Annotated in this window: 20 protein-coding genes and 1 other annotated feature; of the genes, 19 read left to right on the top strand and 1 reads right to left on the bottom strand. The window is 36.5% G+C overall.

Annotated features, from left to right (window positions below):
- Positions 1-570: 570 nt before the first annotated feature.
- Positions 571-1056 (bottom strand): prolyl-tRNA synthetase associated domain-containing protein, encoded by a 486-nt coding sequence (locus IGJ66_RS09970; protein ID WP_095803803.1) that lies wholly within the window; start codon positions 1054-1056, stop codon positions 571-573.
- Positions 1057-1149: 93 nt separating this feature from the next.
- Positions 1150-1383 (top strand) — a binding site (T-box leader).
- Positions 1384-1540: 157 nt separating this feature from the next.
- On the opposite strand from IGJ66_RS09970, the gene IGJ66_RS09965 reads away from it, so the two are divergent.
- The 19 genes from IGJ66_RS09965 to IGJ66_RS09875 all read left to right on the top strand — a co-directional run bounded on the left by IGJ66_RS09965 (position 1541) and on the right by IGJ66_RS09875 (position 23205).
- Complete coding sequence (locus tag IGJ66_RS09965) at positions 1541-2182, top strand: amino acid ABC transporter permease (RefSeq protein WP_067482655.1); 642 nt, start codon at positions 1541-1543, stop codon at positions 2180-2182.
- 11 nt (positions 2183-2193) lie between these two features.
- Positions 2194-2829 carry an amino acid ABC transporter ATP-binding protein gene (locus tag IGJ66_RS09960; protein WP_067482653.1) on the top strand — a complete coding sequence of 212 codons (636 nt, stop codon included), beginning with the start codon at positions 2194-2196 and terminating at the stop codon, positions 2827-2829.
- Between the two features lie 20 nt (positions 2830-2849).
- The gene (locus IGJ66_RS09955; RefSeq protein WP_067482651.1) at positions 2850-3662 is read left to right on the top strand and encodes an amino acid ABC transporter substrate-binding protein; all 813 of its coding nucleotides are present in this window, start codon (positions 2850-2852) and stop codon (positions 3660-3662) included.
- A gap of 228 nt (positions 3663-3890) precedes the next feature.
- Positions 3891-5213, top strand: coding sequence for a C39 family peptidase (locus tag IGJ66_RS09950; protein ID WP_311817900.1), 1323 nt, complete (start codon positions 3891-3893; stop codon positions 5211-5213).
- A 367-nt stretch (positions 5214-5580) separates the two neighbouring features.
- Positions 5581-8352, top strand: coding sequence for a sigma 54-interacting transcriptional regulator (locus tag IGJ66_RS09945; RefSeq protein ID WP_430616562.1), 2772 nt, complete (start codon positions 5581-5583; stop codon positions 8350-8352).
- Between the two features lie 78 nt (positions 8353-8430).
- The gene (locus IGJ66_RS09940; protein ID WP_071868844.1) at positions 8431-8847 is read left to right on the top strand and encodes a PTS sugar transporter subunit IIA; all 417 of its coding nucleotides are present in this window, start codon (positions 8431-8433) and stop codon (positions 8845-8847) included.
- Positions 8848-8873: 26 nt separating this feature from the next.
- Positions 8874-9344: a PTS sugar transporter subunit IIB gene (locus tag IGJ66_RS09935; protein ID WP_071868845.1), complete on the top strand. Its 471-nt coding sequence runs from the start codon at positions 8874-8876 to the stop codon at positions 9342-9344.
- Positions 9345-9362: 18 nt separating this feature from the next.
- Positions 9363-10148, top strand: a complete 786-nt coding sequence (locus IGJ66_RS09930) for a PTS mannose/fructose/sorbose/N-acetylgalactosamine transporter subunit IIC (RefSeq protein ID WP_086270720.1) — start codon at positions 9363-9365, stop codon at positions 10146-10148.
- The gene (locus IGJ66_RS09925; protein ID WP_370629891.1) at positions 10135-10959 is read left to right on the top strand and encodes a PTS system mannose/fructose/sorbose family transporter subunit IID; all 825 of its coding nucleotides are present in this window, start codon (positions 10135-10137) and stop codon (positions 10957-10959) included. Before IGJ66_RS09930 ends, IGJ66_RS09925 begins: the two co-directional genes overlap by 14 nt.
- 15 nt (positions 10960-10974) lie before the next feature.
- Positions 10975-12048 (top strand): SIS domain-containing protein, encoded by a 1074-nt coding sequence (locus tag IGJ66_RS09920; RefSeq protein WP_071868847.1) that lies wholly within the window; start codon positions 10975-10977, stop codon positions 12046-12048.
- 2 nt (positions 12049-12050) lie between these two features.
- Complete coding sequence (locus tag IGJ66_RS09915; RefSeq protein ID WP_071868848.1) at positions 12051-13055, top strand: SIS domain-containing protein; 1005 nt, start codon at positions 12051-12053, stop codon at positions 13053-13055.
- Between the two features lie 749 nt (positions 13056-13804).
- Positions 13805-14998, top strand: coding sequence for an MFS transporter (locus tag IGJ66_RS09910; protein WP_067482647.1), 1194 nt, complete (start codon positions 13805-13807; stop codon positions 14996-14998).
- 654 nt (positions 14999-15652) lie between these two features.
- The gene (locus IGJ66_RS09905; RefSeq protein ID WP_071868849.1) at positions 15653-15865 is read left to right on the top strand and encodes a hypothetical protein; all 213 of its coding nucleotides are present in this window, start codon (positions 15653-15655) and stop codon (positions 15863-15865) included.
- A gap of 33 nt (positions 15866-15898) precedes the next feature.
- Positions 15899-16177 (top strand): LPXTG cell wall anchor domain-containing protein, encoded by a 279-nt coding sequence (locus tag IGJ66_RS09900; RefSeq protein ID WP_218657929.1) that lies wholly within the window; start codon positions 15899-15901, stop codon positions 16175-16177.
- Positions 16177-16848 carry a WxL domain-containing protein gene (locus IGJ66_RS09895; RefSeq protein ID WP_095803799.1) on the top strand — a complete coding sequence of 224 codons (672 nt, stop codon included), beginning with the start codon at positions 16177-16179 and terminating at the stop codon, positions 16846-16848. Before IGJ66_RS09900 ends, IGJ66_RS09895 begins: the two co-directional genes overlap by 1 nt.
- Before the next feature lie 92 nt (positions 16849-16940).
- The gene (locus tag IGJ66_RS09890; RefSeq protein WP_430616561.1) at positions 16941-17606 is read left to right on the top strand and encodes a WxL domain-containing protein; all 666 of its coding nucleotides are present in this window, start codon (positions 16941-16943) and stop codon (positions 17604-17606) included.
- A 96-nt stretch (positions 17607-17702) separates the two neighbouring features.
- Complete coding sequence (locus IGJ66_RS09885) at positions 17703-18701, top strand: DUF916 and DUF3324 domain-containing protein (RefSeq protein WP_095803797.1); 999 nt, start codon at positions 17703-17705, stop codon at positions 18699-18701.
- Positions 18668-21364 (top strand): leucine-rich repeat protein, encoded by a 2697-nt coding sequence (locus IGJ66_RS09880; protein WP_430616560.1) that lies wholly within the window; start codon positions 18668-18670, stop codon positions 21362-21364. Before IGJ66_RS09885 ends, IGJ66_RS09880 begins: the two co-directional genes overlap by 34 nt.
- Before the next feature lie 392 nt (positions 21365-21756).
- Positions 21757-23205 carry a helix-turn-helix domain-containing protein gene (locus IGJ66_RS09875; protein ID WP_430616559.1) on the top strand — a complete coding sequence of 483 codons (1449 nt, stop codon included), beginning with the start codon at positions 21757-21759 and terminating at the stop codon, positions 23203-23205.
- Positions 23206-23332: the final 127 nt, after the last annotated feature.

Genomic DNA, 23332 nt, shown 5'->3' with positions numbered 1-23332 from the left:
TAGCTTCAAGCAATAAGGAGTTTTTTCTAAAAATAGTTTCTCATGTTTTTATGAAAAAAAGACTTATTGCCGAAGAAGTTGCTTTGGGAACACCGTGAAAAAGGTTGTGAAAGAAGTGCGCTGCTCCAATAAACAAGAATAAATTTTCGAAAATTGCTTTTCAAATTTTTGTGAAATTTGGACTTATTTGGAAGGAGTTATTTCTTGAATAACGTGAATAAAGATTGTGGCGCAAAATGTTTAGCTTCGACAAGATAGTGAGCAAACACGCAAAATAGCTTTTCATATTTTGACGTGTTTGCAAACTATCTGGAGGAGTTGTTTTGGGAACACCGTGAATAGAGGTTGTGGCACAAAACGTCTTGCTTCAAACAAGTAAGAACACTTTTCTAAAAATAATAGCTCAAAATTAGTTAAACAACTAAAGAATAAAAGAAAATCAAAAAAGCCACGCAAGCTTCTACATGAGAAGCTGCGTGGCTTTTTATAAGATTTCTGCTATTTTTCAGCAGATTGTTTGATATGAATAAAGAAAATTTGAACCAGACTTATTTACTTAATTTCAAATGCCTATAAACTTTCAAAAATTGGCGGATGATTTAAATACTTTAGAATTTTTTGGAAATCTACAAAATCGATAATTAATGTTGTTGTATTTATGTTTGGGTGAAAGCCAACTGTGTCTTTTTGGTCGATTGCCGCATCAATAACTACTTGAATTTGATTTTCGGTATCGTGCATAAGGGCTAAAGGCGTGAGGGTGCCAGCAGGAACGCCTAATAATTGGGTCATTTGTTCTTCTGATAAAAAAGAAAGACGCTTCTCAGCTAATTCATCGGCTAACTTTTTTAAATCAGCATGTTTTTCATCAGGCAAGATAACAAGATAAATTTGCTTGCCTTTTTTTGATTTCAACAATAAATTTTTAACTTGAGGACCAGGTAAATCAAATGTCAAATTTTTAACAGATGTAATTGCTGGATGGTCCACTTTTTGATAAGAAATTCCTAGGTGAGAAAGTAGCTCGTACGCTTCTTGTTCAGTTGCTTGTGGCATATTTCATTCGACCTCCTTCATTTATTTTTATTTTAACAGGTAAAAAAAATTTGACAAATGAAAATTAATCCTGTAAATTACACGTAAGTAAATGAAATGACATCGAAAAGAAGAGTAGCCATTAGCAGTTTTTAGAGAGTCTCTGGTTGGTGCGAAGAGATAGCAACTAATTGTGAAACACATCTTGGAGTCGGTTTTTTGAAATTGAGAAGTAGGAGAACCCGGGTAGCCCGTTATAGCTGCGGTCATTGTTTGATGACCAGATGAGGTTGGCTGACTGTGAAGTGCCAACAAAAAAAGGTGGAACCACGTTTATTCGTCCTTTGGTCATAACGACCAAAGGCTTTTTTTTTCACCAATTTCTGGAAACAAGACCGCTAGAGGTTTTTTCTGCAAGGAAAAAGTAAACAGAGGTGGAACCACGTGTAAACGTCCTCTTGGCATCAAGCCAAGAGGGCTTTTTTTATTTAAAGGAGGAAAAACAATGAAAGATTTAATTGAAGTTATGCCGCAATTATTAGTTGGAGCACTGACAACCTTGAAATTATTTTGTTTGACATTAGTCGGCTCACTCCCACTCGGATTGATTTTAGCGTTAGGATTATCGCTCAACTTTAAGCCAATTCGTTATCTTCTTCAAACGTATGTCTGGGTTATGCGAGGAACACCATTACTTTTACAATTGATTTTTGTTTTTTATGGGTTACCAACGATTGGGATTGTCTTCGATCGTTTTGAAGCAGCTTTACTAGCTTTTGTATTAAATTATGCGGCATACTTTGCCGAAATCTTTCGCGGGGGAATCCAATCTATTCCACAAGGACAGTATGAAGCAGCACAAGTTTTACAATTTAGTCCTTTTCAAACAGTGACGAAAATCGTGATCCCACAGGTAATAAAAATTGTTCTTCCTTCTGTAGGAAATGAAGTCATCAACTTGGTGAAAGATTCTTCATTAGTTTATATTTTAGGTTTAGGGGACGTTATGCGTGCAGGAAAAATTGCCATGGAACGGGATGCTAGTTTATTACCATTACTAGGTGTGGCAGGAATTTATCTTGCACTGACAGGAATCTTGACATTGATTATGAAACAAGTAGAAGAGAAGTTGAACTATTATCGCTAGGAGGAAAAAAGATGATCGAATTAAAAAAAGTAAGTAAAACATTTGGTAAAAAACAAGTAATCAAAGAGTTAGATTTAGTCATTCCTGATGGTAAGACATTAGCTATCGTTGGTCCTTCTGGTGGTGGGAAGACAACCCTCCTTCGTGTATTAGCTGGGCTTGAAAAAGCAGATAGTGGTGAGTTTTATTTAGATCAAGAACCATTTAACCCAGCGGAACTAAAAAATCGGGAACAAGTGGTAGGCGTTGTATTCCAAGATTTTCAATTATTCCCACATTTAAGTATTTTCGATAACATCACTTTAGCGCCTAAGAATGTGTTAAAACAGCCAAAAGAAGTGTATACCAAAAAGGCAAAAGAGCTGGCAGAGTCTTTAGGTATCAGTGATTTATTAGACAGCTATCCTTTCCAATTGTCAGGTGGGCAAAAGCAACGTGTTGCAATCGCACGCGCGTTAGCTATGAATCCCAGAGTGTTAGCTTACGATGAGCCAACAAGTGCACTAGACCCTGAGTTGCGTCAACAAGTTGAAAAGTTGATTGTATCTCTGAAAGAAGAAGGTGTAACTCAAATTATCGTGACCCATGATTTAGTTTTTGCAGAAAATGTGAGCGATCAGTTATTAAAAGTAACACCAAACCAGTAAAAGAAAGGGAGAAAAAATAGATGAAAAAATTTACTCAGGCATTATTTTTAGTTCTTTTTATTTTACTCGGACTTTCTGGTTGTGGACGAAAGCCAACAGAAGACAGTTGGGCGACAATCAATCAAGAAAAAGAAATCACGATTGGCTTAGACGATACGTTTGTTCCGATGGGGTTTCGTGATAAAGATGGTAAGTTAACTGGCTTTGATATCGAGTTAGCTAAAGCTGTGTTTAAAGAATATGGAATCAAGGTCAACTTTCAACCGATTGACTGGTCAATGAAGGAGTTTGAGTTGACTAATGGAACGATTGATCTGATTTGGAATGGCTATTCCAAAACCCCTGCACGTGAAAAAAAAGTACAGTTTACACAACCTTACATGGAAAACATGCAAGTTTTAATAACGCCTAAAAGTTCTAAAATCACAAGTTTTGCAGACATGAAGGGGAAGATTCTAGGTGCTCAAAATGGTTCATCAGGTTACGATGTCTTTACGAAGCAACCGGAAGTCCTAAAAGATTATGTTAAAAACAAGGAAGCTGTTCTATATGATAGCTTTAATGAAGCATTGATTGATTTGAGAAGTGGTCGAATTGATGGTTTATTAATGGATCGTGTGTATGCAAATTATTATTTGAAACAAAAAAATCAATTGCAAGATTATCACATTTTAACTGGAGATTATGCAAGCGAGGATTTTGCAGTAGGGGCGAGAAAATCAGATCAGACATTAGTGACAAAAATCAATCAGGCGTTTGATCAACTAGAAGCCTCAGGTGAGTTTCAGAAACTGTCACAGCGATGGTTTGGGGAAGATGTGACGCCAAAATGACTAAATGAAAGATAGTTTAAGAAATCAGTAACGGGGTTTCTTGAGCTATTTTTTATTTAAGTAAGTAAATATAAAGAAACAGAAGAGAAGGTTACCCTATAAAAAAGGAACACTGGTATGTGAAGATAAGAGCAGGTATGCGTCCGTTTGGATCACTCATGTTTTTTTTATAAATGTAAAAAAGAATGTTATCATAAATGAGACATATTTTTACGGAGGAACAGTTTAATGAAAAAGGGTGTAGGGTATTTAGTATGTGTGACGTTGCTGTCAACAATGATGTTAGCAACGACAAGTGTTCTTGCTGAAGAAACAATTGATACAACGACGAATACAACAATGAATAAGCAGACGATAATGTCTACTTATACGGAGGAACAAACGAAAAGTAGTACAGTTACAGAGGAAGACCAAGTGAATGAAGAAGTACAGACAACTATTGTCAATGGGGAACAAGTAACTGTTGAACCACCAGTCAAAGAAGGTCAAGCTGAGGCAGAGGCAACGGAGGCACCAAAAGAAGAGTTGCAAGAAGGTGGATCAAGTCTTTATGCGCGAAGTGCGATTCAAAGTTCTGTTCAAACATTTCCGATGTATCGTTTATTCAATCCCTATAGTGGGGAACATTTTTACACAAGAGATACTGGTGAGCGTGATAAACTGAGAAAAATTGGCTGGAACTATGAAGGAGTTGGCTGGCAAGCGCCAACAACTGGTGCACCTGTTTATCGTTTGTACAACCGTTACAATGGGGAACATTTTTACACGCTAAATGCGAAAGAGCGCGACAATATCACTAAATATGGTTGGAAGTATGAAGGCATTGGTTGGTACTCTTACACTGGCACAAATGGAATCCCCGTTAGCCGTCTGTATAGTAAACGGGTCAACTGGCATCATTACACGCTAGACGAAAACGAGAAAAATGTGATTAGTAAACAAGGCTGGAACTATGAAGGTGTAGGTTGGTATGCGGTAGGGAATGGCCAACAAACGAATGATGACTATAAGCTTCTTGGTGTAAAAAATTACAACCAATACGCTTTAGGTGCCCCAAGCGGTTGTGAGGGTGCTTCATTACTGCAAGCTTTACAATACAAAGGAAAAATCACTAACTGGAGCTTAACTCAATTTTTAAATACGATTCCTAAATCTACAAATGGAAATCCAAATACTGGTTTTGTTGGCAGTCCTTTTGTAGAAAATTCTTGGACCTATTCCGCAATCTATCCTGCACCATTAACAACTTGGGGACAAAAGTATGGCAATGTTCAAAACATTTCTGGAAGTTCGATGAATATTCTTTTAAATGAAGTGAAAAGCGGGAACCCAGTTGTTGCTTGGGTAACGATTAATTTCCAACCGATACGCTGGGGTAACTGGAATTTTGGGGTAGCAGCCAATAATAATCACGCAGTAACACTCGATGGCTACAACAAGGGCAGTAATCAAGTTCATGTTTCTGATCCAATCAGTGGCTCATATTGGCTAAGCCGAACAACATTTGAGAATATTTACAATGCAAGAAAATATGCAGTAGTTGTAAAATAAGTAAAAGACAAGACAGGGACAAAATTAAAATCCAGCCGTTCTTAACACATTTTCCAATTTAAAAAACGCCTAAAATTATCGTTTTCAAAACGAATTTTGGGCGTTTTTCTATTTAGGTTACTTTTGTTCCAGTCCAATTCTTTTATGAATTAGCCACCTGATTGAAAATAAAAAAATGAAAGTTAAAAGGCAATCTCTTGAAAATGAGCAGGAGAATGGTTATAGTTTGTGGATTTATTTCCAGAAGGGAATAGGAAGGTAACGCATTTGAAGCAACTAATATATGATAATTAGCTACTTTTCTAAAGAAAAACAAGGATTGACTTTGAAGGCTTTTTTTCTATTATAAAGAGAAGGGGGGGAGTACATGAAAGAAGAATTGTTGAATTATTTGAAGAACCAAACGGCATTTCTCAATTTGAATGATTTAAGTGATATCTTCACTGCTTCAAAGTTGGCTGAAATATTTAAAGTGAAACGAAATACAGTTAGCCAATATTTAAATCTTATGACAGAAACTGGTGAGTTAGTGAAGATAAATTCACGCCCAGTTTATTATTTTCACAAAGAAGCATTCGAAAAACAGTTTTTTACTTTGCACACAAACTATTATGAAAGCGCTAAACAAATTTTATCTGAGCAACCCTTGTTTGGTAAAAAACAAGATTTATTTTCTCTTCTAATCGGTCACGATAAGAGTTTGCATCAAGTAATTGAACAAATCAAAGCAGCGCTTAACTATCCTGATGGTGGATTACCTGTCCTGATTAATGGAGAAAGTGGTACAGGAAAAAGCTATTTGGTTAAATTGATTCATCATTACTGTATCCAAAATGATCTTATCGCAGAAGACGCACCTTTTGTGACATTGAATTGTGCACAATATGCGAATAATCCTGAACTTCTGACTAGTAATCTTTTTGGACATGTGAGAGGGGCTTATACTGGGGCGGATGACGATCGCAAAGGCGCATTTGAATTAGCAAATGGCGGGATTTTATTTTTAGATGAAGTGCATCGCTTGACTGCTGAAGGTCAAGAAAAATTATTTACTTATTTAGATCAGCATTTAATTTATCGAATGGGAGATACAAGTAATCCAATTAATGTTCAAACAAGGTTATTTTTTGCAACAACAGAAGAGCTAACTAGTAATTTCTTAAATACATTTATTCGGCGAATCCCGATCCAAGTGACAATTCCTTCACTACAACAGCGAGAGAAGAATGAACGAGTCGAGTTAATTTATTCTTTTCTGATTAATGAACAAACAAAAATCAAACGCGATCTTTTGATTAGTGGTCAAACACTTGAATTACTGGCTAATGGAAAATTTAAAGGGAATATTGGGGAATTAAAAAATATTATTAAGGTCATGGTGGCTAAAGCTTTCTCTGAATCGATGAAAGAACAGCCAATCAAATTGACCATTTATCAGCTACCAGAAAGATTGTTTTCGCAACATAGTTACAACTTACAAACATCATTTCCAGAAGAAATAGTCATTCATAGTGAATCTAAAGTAGAACATTTAATGATGCCAAATACGCATAATCAAAAAAAAGTGGATGACTTTTTATCAACTATCATTTTAGAATATCAAAAATCTAACGGGCATTTGAACGAGTGCCATTTAAAATTAAAAGAAATAGTTGATCGGTTATTTGACTATTTGCTATTTAAAACAGACCGTAACCAAAAACATGAGACATTGCTATACCTAACTCAATATGTTCGTGAAACTTTTCAACAAATGGAAAATGCTTATCAGATAAAGTTTAACGGAAATAGTGTATACGCAGTTGGCTATTATTTATTTCAACGTGGTGCTAGTCGTTGGATACCTGAGGATCGACAGATTATGGGATTAGTCTATCAACTGGAAGCACAGCTCTTGGAAGCCTATCCAGCAAGCTATCATTATGTTGAAAGAATACTTGAGTTATGCAAACCAAAGGTCGATATTGAAGTATCAGTAATGGATCGAATCGTTCTGACCCTATATTTAAAAAAAGCAGATTGGACCAAAAAACAGGGAATACCGAAAGCAATTATTGTCGCCCATGGTTATGCGACAGCTAGTAGTATTGCAAATGTTGCGAACCGTTTTTTAGAACATAATATTTTTGAATCATTTGATATGTCTTTAGATGTAACGCCACAGCAAATTGCAGAAGAAATCCTAGTATACAGTGAAAACAATGATATTTCTAATGGACTAGTCATTTTAGTGGATATGGGCAGCCTCAAAGAGATCTATCAGTATTTTCCGAAGCAAATCAATGTACCAATTGTCATTATGAACAATGTGACAACGCCACTAGCGATTTTAGTAGGTGAAAACATTAAGAACCAACGAACTTTAAATGAAATTGCAAGTGAGTCTGTTGATAAAGTACATTTTGATTGGGAAATCATCTATCCAGAGGAAAATCGCCCAAAAGCCTTGTTAACCACTTGTCAAACAGGTATAGGAACGGCAACTAAGATTAGTCAGTTATTAGAAAAAAGTTTACCTAATTCCTGCAAACTAAAAATTTTGCCACAAGAATATCGGATTTTAAATGAAAGAAAAGTAAATGAGATTGTTTTTTCTGTTTATGACGTCTTAGGGATTATTGGTACAGATGATCCAGCAATTGAAGGTGTAGCATACCTATCTTTAGAAGAACTGATTTCAGGAGATGAGCATCAGAAATTGAATGAGTGGCTAAGTCAAGTGATGACACCAGAAGAAAAGCAGATTTTTAATACAAACATCGTCCGCAATTTTTCATTAGAAAGAGTGATTGATTCAGTCACGATTCTTGATACGGATAAAGTGATGAGTGAAATTGATTTATTTATACGCGACCTGGAATTAGTTAACTTGATTCAGTTATCAAATGCAAAAAAATTAGCACTATATGTCCATGTTAGCTGTCTGATTGAGCGTTTGATTCGAAATATCCCAATCGAAACTTATGAAGGACCCTTGGTATTTGATCAGTGTCAAAAGGAACGCTTGAAGAGCCTTAAGAAAGCTTTTAGTGTCATTGAACGTGATTATAGTGTCGTGATTCCAGATTCTGAAGTTGCTTATATTTTTGATATCGTCTATAGAAACACTGACACCTCAATGAAAACTGAAGAATTTTAGAAAAGTAAGCAGTACGCCACTAAAGTTGGCACGCTGCTTGCTTTTATTTAACTGTAAAGGACGGAGAGGTGAACATTATTGAAAAGAAAGCTGATTTTAGCATCACATGGAAAGTTAGCATCGGGGATAAAATCTTCTTTGGATTTGATTTGTGGAGAAAAAGAAATTGAAACACTAGATTGCTACTTGAGTGAAGAGTTTAATTTAGAAAAGGAAGTCAAAAAAATAATGGAACGTCACCAAGATCATCAGTTAGTAGTTGTGACGGATTTATTTGGTGGAAGTGTGAACAATGAATTTTTAACGTATATTCAACAAGACAATTTTTATTTAGTTACAGGAATGAATTTACCTTTTTTAATTGAGTTAACTATGCAGTTTCAAATAACAGAATCACTCTCAAGTTTAATTAAAGAAACTTTAGAGAAAACGAAACAAACGATTCTGTTTTGTAATTCATTAATCAGCAACGAAGTAGAGGAAGAAGAGTTTTAAATCATTAAATAAATGGAGGAAAAATAATGATTTTATTAACAAGAGTGGATCATCGTTTATTACATGGACAAGTGGCATTTTCTTGGACACAAGGGTTGGGGGCAGATTGTATTTTGATTGCAAATGATGATGTACCAACAAATGAAATTCGGAAAACGACAATCAAGTTAGCTAAACCACAAGGAGTAAAGTTGGTTATCAAAAATATCGAAGATTCAATTTCAGCATTACAAAGTGGTGTGACAGATAAGTACAAACTTTTTATTGTAGTGGAGTCAATTGCTGATGCCAAGAAATTAGCAGAAGGCTATCCAGAAATCAAAAAAATCAATTTGGGTGGAATCAAAGCAAAAGAAGGAACGCGAAGTCTGGGTAAGGCAGTCAATGTTTTACCGGAAGAAGAAGATCTATTAGCAGAAATGGTCGATAAAGGAATCGAAGTAGAAATACGACAAGTACCATCTGATAAAAAAGTTATTGTTACTGAAGTTCTTTAAAAGAAAGGTTGAAGAAAAATGTTCATTCAAGCAATTTTACTCGGACTCGTTGCATTTATTGCCCAGTCGGAATATGCATTAGGAACATCATTACTGTCACGGCCAATCGTTACAGGTCTATTTACTGGACTAGTATTAGGTGATTTGAAGACTGGGATCGTTATGGGAGCTACTCTAGAATTAGCATTTATCGGTTCATTTTCTGTTGGTGCAGCGATTCCACCAGATGTTGTTACTGGTGGTGTGTTGGGAACAGCTTTCGCAATTACTGCTGATGCGGGACCCGAAACAGCTTTGCTATTGGGCTTACCTATTGCGACATTGACTTTGATTTTAAAGAACGTCTATCTTGGCCTTTTGATTCCAATCATGAACCAAAAAGCGGACAAATACGCTCTAGAAGGAAACTATAAAGGTGTTGAGCGAATGCATTTGACTGCAGGGTTTGGTCTATCATTGATGCTAGGTTTAGTGGTCATGGTTTCATTTGTGGTGGGTAGTAAAACAATCGGTGATTTATTAAACATGATTCCTGATTTCATTCAGCATGGATTATCTGTAGCGACGGGATTGATTCCAGCACTTGGATTTGCTATGCTCGCACGACTTTTAATCAATAAAGAAGTAGCACCGTATTTTTTCCTAGGTTTTGCTTTAGCTGCTTATCTAGAAATTCCAGTTACTGGAATCGCAATTTTTGGCGCTATCGTAGCAGTCGTAGTTGTTAACATTATGAATGTACGTGGTAATCAAGAAAACAGTGCCCAAACTTCAACAGGAGGGATAGTTGATGATGACTTCTAATGAGAATAATGAGTTGAAAATCACTAAGAAAGATCTGAGCAAAGTATTTTGGCGTTCATTTCAGATGGAATTTTCTTGGAATTATGAGCGACAAATGAATCTTGCTTATTGTTATGCAATGATTCCTATTTTGAAAAAACTTTACAAAACTAAGAACGAAATGGCCAATGCTTTGAGACGTCATTTGGAGTTTTTCAATACAACACCACACATTGTTACGCTGATTTTAGGAATCAATGCAGCTATGGAAGAAGAAAATGCCAACGATCCCAATTTTGATGTGTCCACGATTGATAATATCAAAACCTCACTTATGGGACCATTGGCAGGCATCGGCGATTCTTTCTTTTGGGGAACACTACGTTTAATTGCTACTGGTGTAGGTACTTCGTTAGCAATGCAAGGAAATATATTAGGACCTATTCTATTTATACTTATTTTCAACATACCTCATTTACTATTTCGTTATTTTGCAACATCTTGGGGATATAAATTGGGAACAGGGTTCTTAAAGAAAATTCAAGAAAATGGCATGATGGGAAGTTTGACATTGGGAGCGTCGATCATTGGTTTGATGGTAGTGGGAGGAATGACAGCTTCAATGATTGATATCAATATTCCATTAAAAATTGGCACAGGAGAAAATGCAGTAACAGTTCAAAGTATTTTTGACGATATTGTTCCTCAAATTTTATCGCTTGGCGCTTTCGGTGTGGTCTTTTACTTACTTAAAAAGGAAGTCAAAGCATTAACGATTTTATTAGGCTTAGCTATCTTTGGGATTTTTGGTTCATGGGTCGGCTTTTTTTAGAATGGGGGAAATAAAATGGAACCAATGACAATGCTTCACTATATCAATGAGGAACAAAAAGCACTGTCTAAAATTTTAGATGAGTATGATTTTACGTTAGATCCCAGATTGACAAAGCTGAAAACAGTGACAATTTTGGCTACAGGATCTTCGTATAATGCGTGTTTATCCGCTAAAATGGCATTTGAAAAAATAGCTGATGCTACGATTGTGATTGAAGAGCCGTATCATTTTAATCATTATGGACGACTGATAGCGGGAACAGATACGATCATCGGTGTTTCACAAAGCGGGAAAAGTGCTTCTACTGTGGATGCTATCAAAAACTTAAAAAGTAGTGAGATACAACAAATTATTTTAACAAGTGATGTAACAAGTCCCATTGCACAAGTAGCTGATTATGTAATTGATTTGAATATGGGAGTTGAGACAGTAGGGTTTGTGACAAAAGGTTTTTCAGCAACGGTGTTACATCTTATGCTACTTGCCATTCGTGTTGGCGTTTCTAAAAAACAGATTGATAGTCACAGACTAAACGAATTAAAAAAAGAATTATATGAGCTAATCAGTCATTTTCAAGGAGTGATTGACCAGTCGAATGCTTTTTTTGAACAACACGAGAAAATATTGAAACTTGGTGGAAGATTCGTTGCATTAGGTTATGGACCAAATTGGGGAACGGTAAAAGAATTTGAAACGAAATTCACTGAAACAGTTCGTCGTCCTAGCCAAGGATTTGAGCTAGAGTCATACATGCACGGTCCTTATTTGGAGGCAAACTGGGAACATACACTGTTTTTTGTTGAAACGCCAAGTTGTAACAAAAGTCGGTCATACGCATTAGCAAATTATATGGCTAATTATGTTGGTAAATTGTTCAAGATTACAACAGAGGACAGCCCTGATAGTGATACTCTGGCATTGAATATTGCTGTTTCTGAGGAGTTTTCTCCACTACTACTAGTTATTCCGTTTCAAGTATTAGCTTATCGGATAGCCACAACCAAAGGGATAGATTTAAGCAAACGAATTTTTAATGATTTTGATTCAGTATTAAAAAGTAAAATAGAAAAAGTTGAGGAGAGTTAAAAATGTTGAAATTTAATGAACAAAAACAAGTTGATGATATTCAAGGTGCATTAAACTTACGTCCACACGTAGAGCAAATCGTAGATAAGATTTGCGAAAAAGGATATGATAACATTTTTTATTTAGGAATTGGAGGAACATACGCTTCAGCACTACAAGCGGAAACGTACATTAAGGGACATAGTAATTTACCGGTTTACGTTCAACATGCTGCCGAATATTATACGACAGGAAATCGGAGATTAACGAAAGATTCACTTGTGATTTTGTCATCTGTTACAGGAACAACGGAAGAAGTTGTTAAAGCAGTTAATGAAATCGAAAAAGTTGGGGCAACATTAGTAGGATTTATTGATACGAAAGATACACCACTTGCTGAAAGCTGTGACCATGTAATCACTTATCCTGCACCTGGTACAGAACAAATCAAATTCTTTATGGTAGCTGATCGACTAATGAATAACAATGGTGATTTTCCTGACTATGAAGAATATTATGCGGAACTAGAAGGTCATTTAGCCAAAGGATTAGTTGAGGCAGAAAAGCAGGCAGATACTTTTGGTCAAGCGTTCGCGGAAAAACATCGCCACGATGCAATGCATTATTTCATTGGTGCTGGTAATCAATGGGGAGGCGTATATTCGTATGCAATGTGTTATTGGGAAGAACAAAGTTGGTTGCGATCCAAGTCAATTCATGCAGCTGAATTTTTACATGGCACATTAGAAATCGTTGATGAAACAACACCAGTAACTTTATTCCTAGGCGAAGATGAGCAACGGCCACTAGCTGAACGCGTAAAAAAACTATTACCGCGTATCTGTGGAAATTATACGTTTATTGATTCAAAAGACTATCCTATCGAAGGAATTAGTGAAAAAAATAGAGGGAGAGTATTATCTCATTTATTGATGCACTGCGTGACACAACGAATTGATGCTCACGTTGAAAAACTAAATTGTCATCCACTAGATATTCGTCGTTATTATCGTCAATTTGAATATTAATTAAGAAAATAATGAATCTCTTTTGTGTGAGCAAAAGAGATTCAGACTGTAGACAAACACGCTCAACACTCTATTATTTTAATGATGTATTTTGTATCTAAGATTAATAGTTAGTGATATAGCAGGTGAAAATAGCAATACAGTTAGAATTAGAATGTAGAATCACGAGAAACAATCGGATAATTTTTGAGGTGATTAATGATGTAGATCCTGAAAAAAACTAAACTGGGAAAATTTGCTTAGCCAATTCGATTGCAGGATTTGAAATTTTGATTCTAAATGCCGAAGTTAGTGATGGAAAACTTCATTTTATTTAAAAGATGTTTCTTTGCAAAGTTATGTAGATTTAAGGACAACTATCGCTGGTGATGAAGGTGTAAAATCACCAGCTAAGATTAGCAGTTTACCGCAATATATAATGAAAAAATGAGTATGGTTGAATTACGCAACAGTTAATTCAACCATACTCATTTATTTAATAGAATAATCAGTTAGGAGAGGAGGAACCTTCAAGTGAAAAGCTTTTTTTTATTTGAAATCACTATACCGACAAGCTTGCAACAATTCATTGACTATTTAGTCAGTTAAAGCACTAATTAGCGACAGTTATGAGTGAGCCGTTTATTCATAATACTTGGATTGCTGAAATTATACTCAATTTAAAATTCAAAAGTACTTGCATTTTCTTTCGTTTATATGTATAATTTCGATAATTTAGGGTTATTTTTCAGGAAAAGGGGTAAGGTGAAATGTCAAAGTATCAACGGAAAGTTTTATTGTCAACATCAGCGGGAATCGCATTAGAAAATATGGATATCATGTTTTTAGCTTTTTCTTTATCTTCAATGATTGCAACTTTTCATATTAGTGGAACACAGGCGGGAATGATCGCTACAATCACTAATTTGGGGATGCTCGTTGGAGGTATTTTTTTTGGGCTCATGGCAGATAAATATGGACGAGTAAAAGTATTCTCACAAACAGTCATTTTATTCTCAATTGCTTCATTATTGATGTTTTTTGCTTCAAATATCTATCTCGTTTATCTTTTTCGTTTTATCGCAGGGATTGGTGCAGGAGGAGAATATGGCGCATGTATGTCCTTAATTTCTGAAAGCTTTTCAAAAAAACAAATTGGAAGAGCTTCTTCGATTGCAGGAATTGGCGCTCAGGTAGGGGCTGCTTTAGCAGCTATTTTAGCAGCTCTCGTTATTCCTTTGCTAGGTTGGAAAATGTTGTATGTTATTGGGGTACTGCCAGTACTAATGGTTTTATTTATACGTCGAGGATTGAAGGAACCAGAGGAATTCCAGAAAAAGCGAGTGACTGGTAAACCAACGAAACTGATTAATCTATTTGAAACAAAGAAACTAGCCTGGCAAACAATTGGTCTAAGTATCATGGTGACAGTGCAAATTGCTGGTTACTTTGGTTTGATGAATTGGTTACCTTCCATTATGCAGAAACAATTAGGTTTATCTGTCTCAGGTTCTTCAATATGGATGGTTAGTACGATTGCAGGGATGTCACTAGGAATGTTGACTTTTGGTATCATTATGGACAAATTAGGACCTAGAACTGCATTTACGTTATTTTTGATTTGTTCTTCATTGTCAGTATTCCTACTGGTAATGGCTCACAGTCAGTGGAGTTTAATCGCAGCTGCAGTTGTCGTTGGCTATTTTATCAACGGCATGTATGGCGGGTACGGTGCAATTATTAGTAGTTTATATCCAACTGAAATTAGAGCAACTGCGAATAATTTCATTATGAACTTAGGACGTGCAGTTGGTGGTTTTTCTTCTATTATTATTGGTTTTTTGATGGATCATTATGATTTGACCGCAGTTATCATTTTTTTAAGTAGTATTTATCTAGTTAGTTTGCTGGTTTTGATGACACTTACTGAGGTTAAAGCTTTAAAGGTAAGTTTGCAAGAATAGATGGTGTTGAAAGTGCTTAGCTGATTTAGATGCTAAGCTCTTTATTTATTACGTGATAAAAGGGACTACCTTCAATAGATAGTCCCTCAGACTGTAGACAAATACGTTCAACATTTAGAAAATAGAGAGTTGAACGTATTCTTTGTCTTAGTATCAAAGTAAAAAAAAGAAAGATGAAGGCTTTTCTTTTAGCCCCGTATGCACTGTGACTTTTCCCAACAAGGAAACCATCATGTATTGATTTATTTCATTCATTGAGTGTTTTGACATGTTTCTTCCGCATTTCTTTAAAGTGTTTTCGTATATTAAGTGTAAAATAAAAAAACTGTAGATGTCACCCCTTTTTTGGGGCTTTATTTACAGTCTGGAACCTCTTTTGTGTGAGCAAAAGAGGTTTTTGTTTTATAGAAAAACAAAATGGTTTATCTTACTAGTCCTTACTGAAGAAATCCCATTTAAAATCATTTGGCCAGCTATTTAGGAATAAATGGCTGGTCTTGGTCGTTAAAAAAGCAAATTTCCTTCTTGCTACAGAAAAATGGACAATTTTGGACAAAAGAAAAATGCGGAAATTTCGAGCGCTTGCTAACATAAATTATAGAGTTGAGGTACTTGATTCGCCAGCCACCATCATAATGTGAAAGGGGGGATAGTATGGGCAGTATGGAAATGAAAAACATTAATGTTTATCGTGTGGGATTTTGTAGTCAAAGAAAAAATGGTGGGATGTTACATGTAGAACGAGCTTTTGCATTTGAGCCAGAGATGACTGAAGCAGAAATCAAAAAAGTTTTGTCTGCTCGTATGGGAAGGATTTTATCGATTGAATATATTGATGAAATTGAGCGAGATGTCATATGTTGGTAATTAAGTTGTTAAAAAGAGGAAGGGAGGAAAGCAGTGTGTAAATTTATTCGTTCATGTTTTCTAGTACTTCTTTGTGCGCTGACCTTGGGTTATACCTCGGAGGTAAATGCCAGAACAACTGTCCAAAGAGAATCTGAAGTACGTGTGAGAATCATCAATCCGCAAGATAGTAAGTTGGTCAATAACGAGAACAATTTGCTTCCTAAAACAGGGAGCGTTGCAAATAACAAGTTCTTCTTTAGCGGTGTATTACTACTGTTGGGTGGAGCATATTTAATCAAAACTAGAAAAAGAAAGAAGGAACAGGAATAATGAAAAAAATTGGATTAACAGCTGTCGGTATTTTAGCTATTACAGGAGGTAGTGTTGTTGCACAAGCCACAACCGAATTTCCAGAGCCAGGAAAAGCAGAAAGTTCTGTGAGGGTATTAATTGAAGAAGATGGAGATGTTACCATTCCACCGCCTGACCCAGAGAATCCATCCCCTGAACCAGAAAATCCGAATCCAGAACCTGGTTTACTAGATGTTTTGTATGTATCTCCTTTAGATTTTGGCACAGTTGTGTTGAATGGTGAAGAACAAGTGATTGATGCTGCAGATGATATAGATACAGCAGGACAAGTTTTTTCACCAATGGTTTCCGTTCAAGATCGACGCGCAGATGCGCAACGTCAAGGCTGGGCTTTAACGGTTCGGTACGAAGCTGATTTCTTAGATGGTGCAGAAATCAAAATGAATCCATATGTTCATAGTAGTAACCAAGAAGAATTTGGGATTGAAACTGGCGGAGAAATTTCATTAAGCACTAATGCAACAACCTTTGCGGAAGCTGGTCAAGTACCATATGCACGTCACACGGTTTCCATGGGAATGGCACAACCAGATCAAGCTGTTCAATTAGTTATTCCTGGAGAAGATTATGCTTCAGGTGAGTATACAACGACGATTGTCTGGGAATTAACAGACGGTCCGTTGGGCTAAACATTTGGTAACTCAAGCTAAAACTCCTTATGAAAAAAGTATTTAAAACAACAACAAACTTAGAAAAATAAAGATTAGAAAGCAGGAAAAAGATGAAATCAATCAAATTAATGAGCACAGCTGCCTTAATGGCAATGCTAGTAGGAACAGGTATTCAAGTTTCCGCAACGACATATGATGGACCGCTTGATGCAAACTCTTCGGTCACAGCAGAAATTACGATTCCAGCAATCGATCCAGAAAATCCAGAGATTCCACCAATTGATCCAGAGAATCCAGACCTTCCGATTGATCCGGAGGAAACGAATCCGGATCGTGGAGATGGATTATCCATTCGATATGTTTCATCACTTGATTTTGGAAGCGCAGAATTCTCAACGGAAGCACAACGATTGACTGCACATCTGGATTCCGGCGTGGAAGGACAAGAATTTGAAAACATGGTCACGGTAGAAGATATTCGTGGCGAACGAGACGGTTGGACATTGACGGTTCGTCAAGCAACAGCATTTATGAACGGCTCTGTTATGACGCTGAATCCACATGTGGCAAACAATGACTATGGCGTAACGACTACTTCGGGTGCGCTAATTGTCAATACAGAAGATGAAGTTTTTGCACAAGCAGATAATCAAGAGGCCGATGCTGGTGTGATTTCCATGGGGATGGGGAATGTCACACTAGATGTACCTGCACGTGCAGGTGTAGGGGCATACGAAACAAGTTTGGTGTGGAATTTGACAAACGGACCTGAGTAAGTCAAGACAAAAAAGAATGAACAACAGAAAAGGGTACTTATTCCCTTTTCTTGTTCATAACTAAAAAACAGTCAAAAAAGAAAGGAAGATGCATACGTGCGACGAGTAGTAGTGGGATTGATTTGCTTTGCCTCTGTAGTAGGTGTGTTTTTTACGGGAGGCAGTTTAGTAGAAGCAAGTTCACCTGATTTTAGTGTACAAGCAGTGTTGCCCGAAAGCCAAACAAATGAAGACGTTTCGTATTTTGATATCAACTTAGAACCAAAACAGGAAGAGATGTTGGCAGTTCAAGTTACAAACAATTCGGAAGAAGAAATGACCCTTGATATAGGTGTGAATACTGCAACAACCAATAGTAATGGTGTGATTAACTATGGATTTAGTGAGGCAGAACCAGACGATACCTTGCCGATTAATTTTGCTGAAATCGTTGAACTTGAAGACCAATCAATCACACTAGCTGCAAGCGAAACGCGCACGATTGAAGCGAAAGTGATAATGCCAGAACAATCTTTTGATGGCATCTTACTGGGTGGAATCACGGTTTCTGAACAAGTACCGGAAAATGAGAGCCAAATCACAAACCGCTTTTCCTATTCCTTAGCTGTGGTCATTAACCAAACGGATCAAGAAATTTCACCTGTGGTAGACCTAACACAAGTAAACGTAGACCAACGAAACCGTCGAAGTTTTGTGATTGGTTCGATTCAAAATCAAGCAGCAATGATTTTGAATGACGTACAGGTAGAAGCACAAGTGTTTGAAAAAGGAAACGAGACACCGATTTATACAGAGGCACGAGGCGATATGCGCATGGCACCTAATTCGACTTTACCTTTTGGGATTAGTACAGGGACGAAACCATTACAGGCTGGCGACTATCGACTAAAAATGGTTGTTGCTTCTGGTGAGGAAGAGTGGCAATTTGAAAAAGACTTTACTATCACCGCAAAAGAAGCCAGAGAACTAAATGAACAAGCGGTGAATTTGGAAACGAATCGAACCGGTCTTTACTTGGCAATTGCTAGTGGCGTAGTCGTGTTGTTATTATTGGTGATTGTTTGGTTAGTGTATTCAAAACGAAAAAAGAAATAGGTGAAAACATGAAAAAGAAAATTTGGCAGAAGTTTTCCGCCCTATGTATGGTTTTAGCTTTGATGATGCCAAGTATCGTGCAAGCAACAGAAATCGTCGCCACAAGTGAGGCGGAAGTAAGCACTGATAAAATGGCAGAAGAAACTTCTGAAAAAGCAGAAGTGTCTAGCGAAAAACTGTTCGCCAAAGATGAAAATCAGCAAGCAGAACCTGACATTAAAGAAGAAATTAAATCGAATGATGAAGAAGATTTAGCTAATAAAGAAACTAGTGGCGTATCAGAAGATAATATTCATACAAAAAAAATAGAGTCCGAATCGATGGAGCCAAAATCTGAAGTTGTACTAGCTTTTGACTTCGTGATGACAATTGATGATCTAGTAATTGGAATTCGGGGGAGTGAAGGTATTGCACTGGCGACTGTTATCGGTTATGACGGTACGGGCGGAAGTGTAGTTATTCCAGCAACAGTTCTTCCCGCTTATTGGAGCTTACCAGTACCAGTTAGAGAAATTGGACAGGATGCACTTGCTAATAAAAATATTGATCATGTGATTATTCCATCTGGAGTAACGGCTATAGGAGACAGAGCCTTTTTTAATAATAACCTTCAAACAGTTGACATCCCAGCATCAGTACAACGTATAGGAACTGACGCTTTTTCATTTAATGTTCTTGAATCTTTGACTCTTCTTCCCAACGCATTCTGGATAATGAATGGTGCATTTTCTCATAATGAGCTTACAAAGATTGAATTCAAGGGTGCGGCACCTAATACTTTGGGTGAGGGAGCATTTTCTTATAATCCATTGGAATATATAGAAGTTGTTACAGACCATCTGAATACTTTTAAAAATCAATTAGCACCGAACGTTTTGCCAAGTGTATCATCAGAAGGGAGAGTTATACTTCGTGCGCTTGATTATTTAACAGGAACTGAAAGAGAAAGAAAAGTAAGGGTTGGAGATGACATAAGCTATGAAATCTCTCAACAATATCAGACAAATGATACTTATGACCGAATTTGGCAAGAATACATTCCAGAAGTTCAATGGTCTAAGAATGAAATTGTATTATCTGAACGAACTGAGCCATTGCTTAAACTTGAATCAGTAGCAATCAACGACAGCGGTGTGTATCATGCGGTAGTTGATGGCGAAAGATTTCCTAATCTTATCTTAGACGTAGAGAAGGCAGAATTTGAGTTCATATTCAGTGGATCAGATGGAGACTCAACCGCAACCCTAGTAGGTTATAACGGAGATGGTGGAGATGTAGTGATTCCATCAGAAGCAGTAAATACAGAAGCAGGCTGGGAAATGTTTTCACCAGTTACTGAAATTGGAGACAGAGTGTTTCAAGAAATACGTATCACAAATTTATCTATCCCTGATACTGTAAAGATTATAGGACAGCATGCTTTTTTTAGGAGCCAGTTACGAAATGTTGCTATTCCAAATAGTGTGACAACTATAAAGGCATCCGCATTTGCTAGAAATCAATTAACAAGTATAGAGATTCCGAATAGTGTAACTACTCTAGGCAGTGATGCATTCTCTAATAACAAGCTCACGAGCGTTATGATTCCAAATAGTGTGACAACTTTAAAGGCCGGGGTGTTTAGTATAAATAGCCTTGAAAGTGTGAACATCCCTAATAGTGTGACTAATATAGAGCTAGATGCTTTCTATGATAATGATTTAACGAGTGTGACAATTCCAAGCAGTGTAACAAATTTAGGCGACTCGGTGTTTGAAGAGAATCCGCTACAATATATCGAAACCAGTTTAGAAAACATTGATACATTAAAGAACCTACTAACTTCAACGGTTATGAATGGCGTTATTGACAGAACGGTTCTTCGTGCACTTGAGTATGAAATCGGAACGAAGAAAGAAAGATCTGTTTTAGTTGGCCAAACGATTGATTATGCAATTTCGCAACAGTATCGACTTCGATCAGTGGACACTCGCGTATGGGATGCGCATCTACCAGAAGTACAATGGGAAAAAAATGAATCAGCTATTGAGGGAGCGACTTCTCCATTCCTAGAGCTTTTAAATGTTCAAGAATCAGACAGTGGAATCTATAAAGCAATTGTGGATGGAACGCCGTTTCCTGATTTACAGCTAGAAGTTATTCCAGAAATAGAACCGGAAATTCCAGCGATTGATCCAAGTGAGCCTCCTGCATCACCAGAAAATGTGAATCCAGATGTTGCCGGATTATCGATTCGCTATGCAAGTGACATTCACTTCAAGTCAGCACCATTTAGCGTATCTGACCAAGATTTATTTTTAGATACTCAAGAAAATCAACCAATGGTAACGATCCAAGATATGCGACCAAAATCAGAACGTTCTGGCTGGGAATTGTTGGTGAGTCAAGATACATCGTTTATGAATGGTGCAGAAATCGTGATGAATCCATTTATTCATCAAGCCAATCAAGACAACTTACTCATAGACCCGTCTTCAGAGTTAGTTTTAAATGATGCACCTCAACGATTCGCAGGAACCACCACTAACCAATCAAATCCATTTGGTATTGTTTCGATGGGAATGGAGAGTGAAGGGAAGCCAATGCGTCTCAGAGTGCCAGAAAAAACTGGGATAGGTAGTTATGAAACGACGGTTCATTGGCAGTTAGTGACAGGACCATAACATTTTTTTAGTTGGTTTAACACAATGAAAAACACAGGAGACTATTGTCTAATATTAAGAAAATGACTGAGTTGATGAAACAGTAAAATGAAAAAAGTCGAGACACTGACGAAAATATCAATGAATAGTCATGAACAATGCAATCTATATATGAAGTCGTAGCTAAATACTTTGATTATCTGTTATCAAAGTATTTAGCATAAGACTTTATTTATAAGTACAGACTTATTAAATAAACATTTGATTCGCTAAGATGAACGATAAGTAGCTCAAAAAAGGAGAATTTTCTAATTCATGGTATGATAATTTTATAAATACTGTAAACGCCCACAAATAATGTGCTGAGAGAGCTGAAATACATAAAAAGGCATTAAGTAAGGAGGGGAAAGGATGTGTACAAAATTGGTCGTCGATTAGTTTTAAGTAAGACGTCAAAAAGAAAAATAGCTATGCTGAATTACTTATTAGCAGGACCAAAGACCATTCAGGATACTGCAAAACACATTCATGCTTCAGAAAAAACAGTTCGGCGATTATTAGCTATTTTAGAAGATGAGTTACCAAGTGAGATTAAAGTAGAAATTTTAAGATCATCTGTTCTAATCTTACAGGTCTCGGATTATTTTGTCTTTTCGTCGCTAATGAAATCTTGGGCAGGAGATAGTCCACTGTTCAATGTCGTTGAAGCACTTTTCTATAGCGAAAAACTAACAATCACGGAATATGCGGATCAACTTTTTTTGTCTGAATCATCGACTAGAACATATCTAAAACTATTAGAAAACATAGTGGAGGAGTATAACCTGACCTTGAAGCTATCACCAGTGGTTATTTTGATAGGAAAGGAGGCCGATGTTCGTTATTTTTATTTTCATTTTTTTCATTATTCAGGCGAATTAGCTGCTGAAAGCCCACAATATCAAATAAACGCCAAAGGCTTATACGATTATTTGGACTATCTTGCTTTAGAATATCAAATTCCTTTATATGTTGATTACTCGCGAGTGTTGCTGTGGATGTTTGTAATCGAAACTCGATTATCACAAGGAAACACAGTGATAATCGATGAGAAGATCATTACTCAATATTGGAACACATCTTACTTTCAGCAGTATATGAAAGCATTTCAACTCTTTTTTTCGACAAATGAAATTTGGAAAAATAGTTCAAAGTCTGAGTTGGTTTATGCTTATATCACGAGATTGAGTACAGTGGTTTATGAAGATGGAAAAGTCTATTTTGTAGATGAATATATAGAAGAATTAGAAAAATACCATGGAATTGTCTCGGAGTTTTTTTCCAAATACCAATTGAATCGTGTCGTCTATTCTGAACTAGAATTCAAATTGAAAGCTTTTTTAACGAATTTATCTTTTTTGACAGATACGACTGTATTACATCAACGGCTTGGTGTAGAGGCTCATTTTCCTGAAACGTATGCGCCAATATGTAATTTGTGGGAAGAATTGTTGGAAAATTCTGACTGGAAATTTAAACATGATGTGGCAACAAGTCTAAGTTATTTGACTTGTACATCACTGATGCAAAGGGATTATAACTACAAAAATGTTTTATTCGTTTTAACCGGTGAACCCGTACTTATCCCTTATTATAAGGGGATTATCCATCGATTATTACCACATGAAGCTAGTGCTCATTTCTTATTTAATAAGCCAGTGTCCAATGAGTTACTGCAAGCGCTAGATATTGATATTATCGTTACCAATGTCATTATCGACCAGCGTCAATTGGATCGGAAAAGATGTGAACTGATTCGTTTGTCAGATAACCCCAATGAAAAAGAATGGGAAGCTCTTGTAGAAAAGCTATATCGAGTGTGATTTTTTCTACAATCAAAAATTTCAAAAAATTCTTTCGTTTTCCAACGAAATTCATATAAATGCGCGAAGACATTCTGATAATCCTAGAATCATAAAAAAGTAGGACGATATTGAACGATAATTTGAC

The sequence above is a fragment of the Enterococcus sp. DIV0176 genome (genome assembly GCF_050528535.1).
In the GTDB taxonomy this organism is placed as follows: domain Bacteria; phylum Bacillota; class Bacilli; order Lactobacillales; family Enterococcaceae; genus Enterococcus_B; species Enterococcus_B thailandicus.
This window is presented reverse-complemented; position numbering and strand designations above follow the sequence as displayed.

What these genes read in the sequence shown, in the direction of transcription:
- IGJ66_RS09970 (WP_095803803.1), bottom strand. Translation starts at nt 1,056, where the DNA reads ATGCCACAAGCAACTGAACAAGAAGCGTACGAGCTACTTTCTCACCTA.
- IGJ66_RS09965 (WP_067482655.1), top strand. Translation starts at nt 1,541, where the DNA reads ATGAAAGATTTAATTGAAGTTATGCCGCAATTATTAGTTGGAGCACTG.
- IGJ66_RS09960 (WP_067482653.1), top strand. Translation starts at nt 2,194, where the DNA reads ATGATCGAATTAAAAAAAGTAAGTAAAACATTTGGTAAAAAACAAGTA.
- IGJ66_RS09955 (WP_067482651.1), top strand. Translation starts at nt 2,850, where the DNA reads ATGAAAAAATTTACTCAGGCATTATTTTTAGTTCTTTTTATTTTACTC.
- IGJ66_RS09950 (WP_311817900.1), top strand. Translation starts at nt 3,891, where the DNA reads ATGAAAAAGGGTGTAGGGTATTTAGTATGTGTGACGTTGCTGTCAACA.
- IGJ66_RS09945 (WP_430616562.1), top strand. Translation starts at nt 5,581, where the DNA reads ATGAAAGAAGAATTGTTGAATTATTTGAAGAACCAAACGGCATTTCTC.
- IGJ66_RS09935 (WP_071868845.1), top strand. Translation starts at nt 8,874, where the DNA reads ATGATTTTATTAACAAGAGTGGATCATCGTTTATTACATGGACAAGTG.
- IGJ66_RS09930 (WP_086270720.1), top strand. Translation starts at nt 9,363, where the DNA reads ATGTTCATTCAAGCAATTTTACTCGGACTCGTTGCATTTATTGCCCAG.
- IGJ66_RS09925 (WP_370629891.1), top strand. Translation starts at nt 10,135, where the DNA reads ATGATGACTTCTAATGAGAATAATGAGTTGAAAATCACTAAGAAAGAT.
- IGJ66_RS09920 (WP_071868847.1), top strand. Translation starts at nt 10,975, where the DNA reads ATGGAACCAATGACAATGCTTCACTATATCAATGAGGAACAAAAAGCA.
- IGJ66_RS09915 (WP_071868848.1), top strand. Translation starts at nt 12,051, where the DNA reads ATGTTGAAATTTAATGAACAAAAACAAGTTGATGATATTCAAGGTGCA.
- IGJ66_RS09910 (WP_067482647.1), top strand. Translation starts at nt 13,805, where the DNA reads ATGTCAAAGTATCAACGGAAAGTTTTATTGTCAACATCAGCGGGAATC.
- IGJ66_RS09905 (WP_071868849.1), top strand. Translation starts at nt 15,653, where the DNA reads ATGGGCAGTATGGAAATGAAAAACATTAATGTTTATCGTGTGGGATTT.
- IGJ66_RS09895 (WP_095803799.1), top strand. Translation starts at nt 16,177, where the DNA reads ATGAAAAAAATTGGATTAACAGCTGTCGGTATTTTAGCTATTACAGGA.
- IGJ66_RS09890 (WP_430616561.1), top strand. Translation starts at nt 16,941, where the DNA reads ATGAAATCAATCAAATTAATGAGCACAGCTGCCTTAATGGCAATGCTA.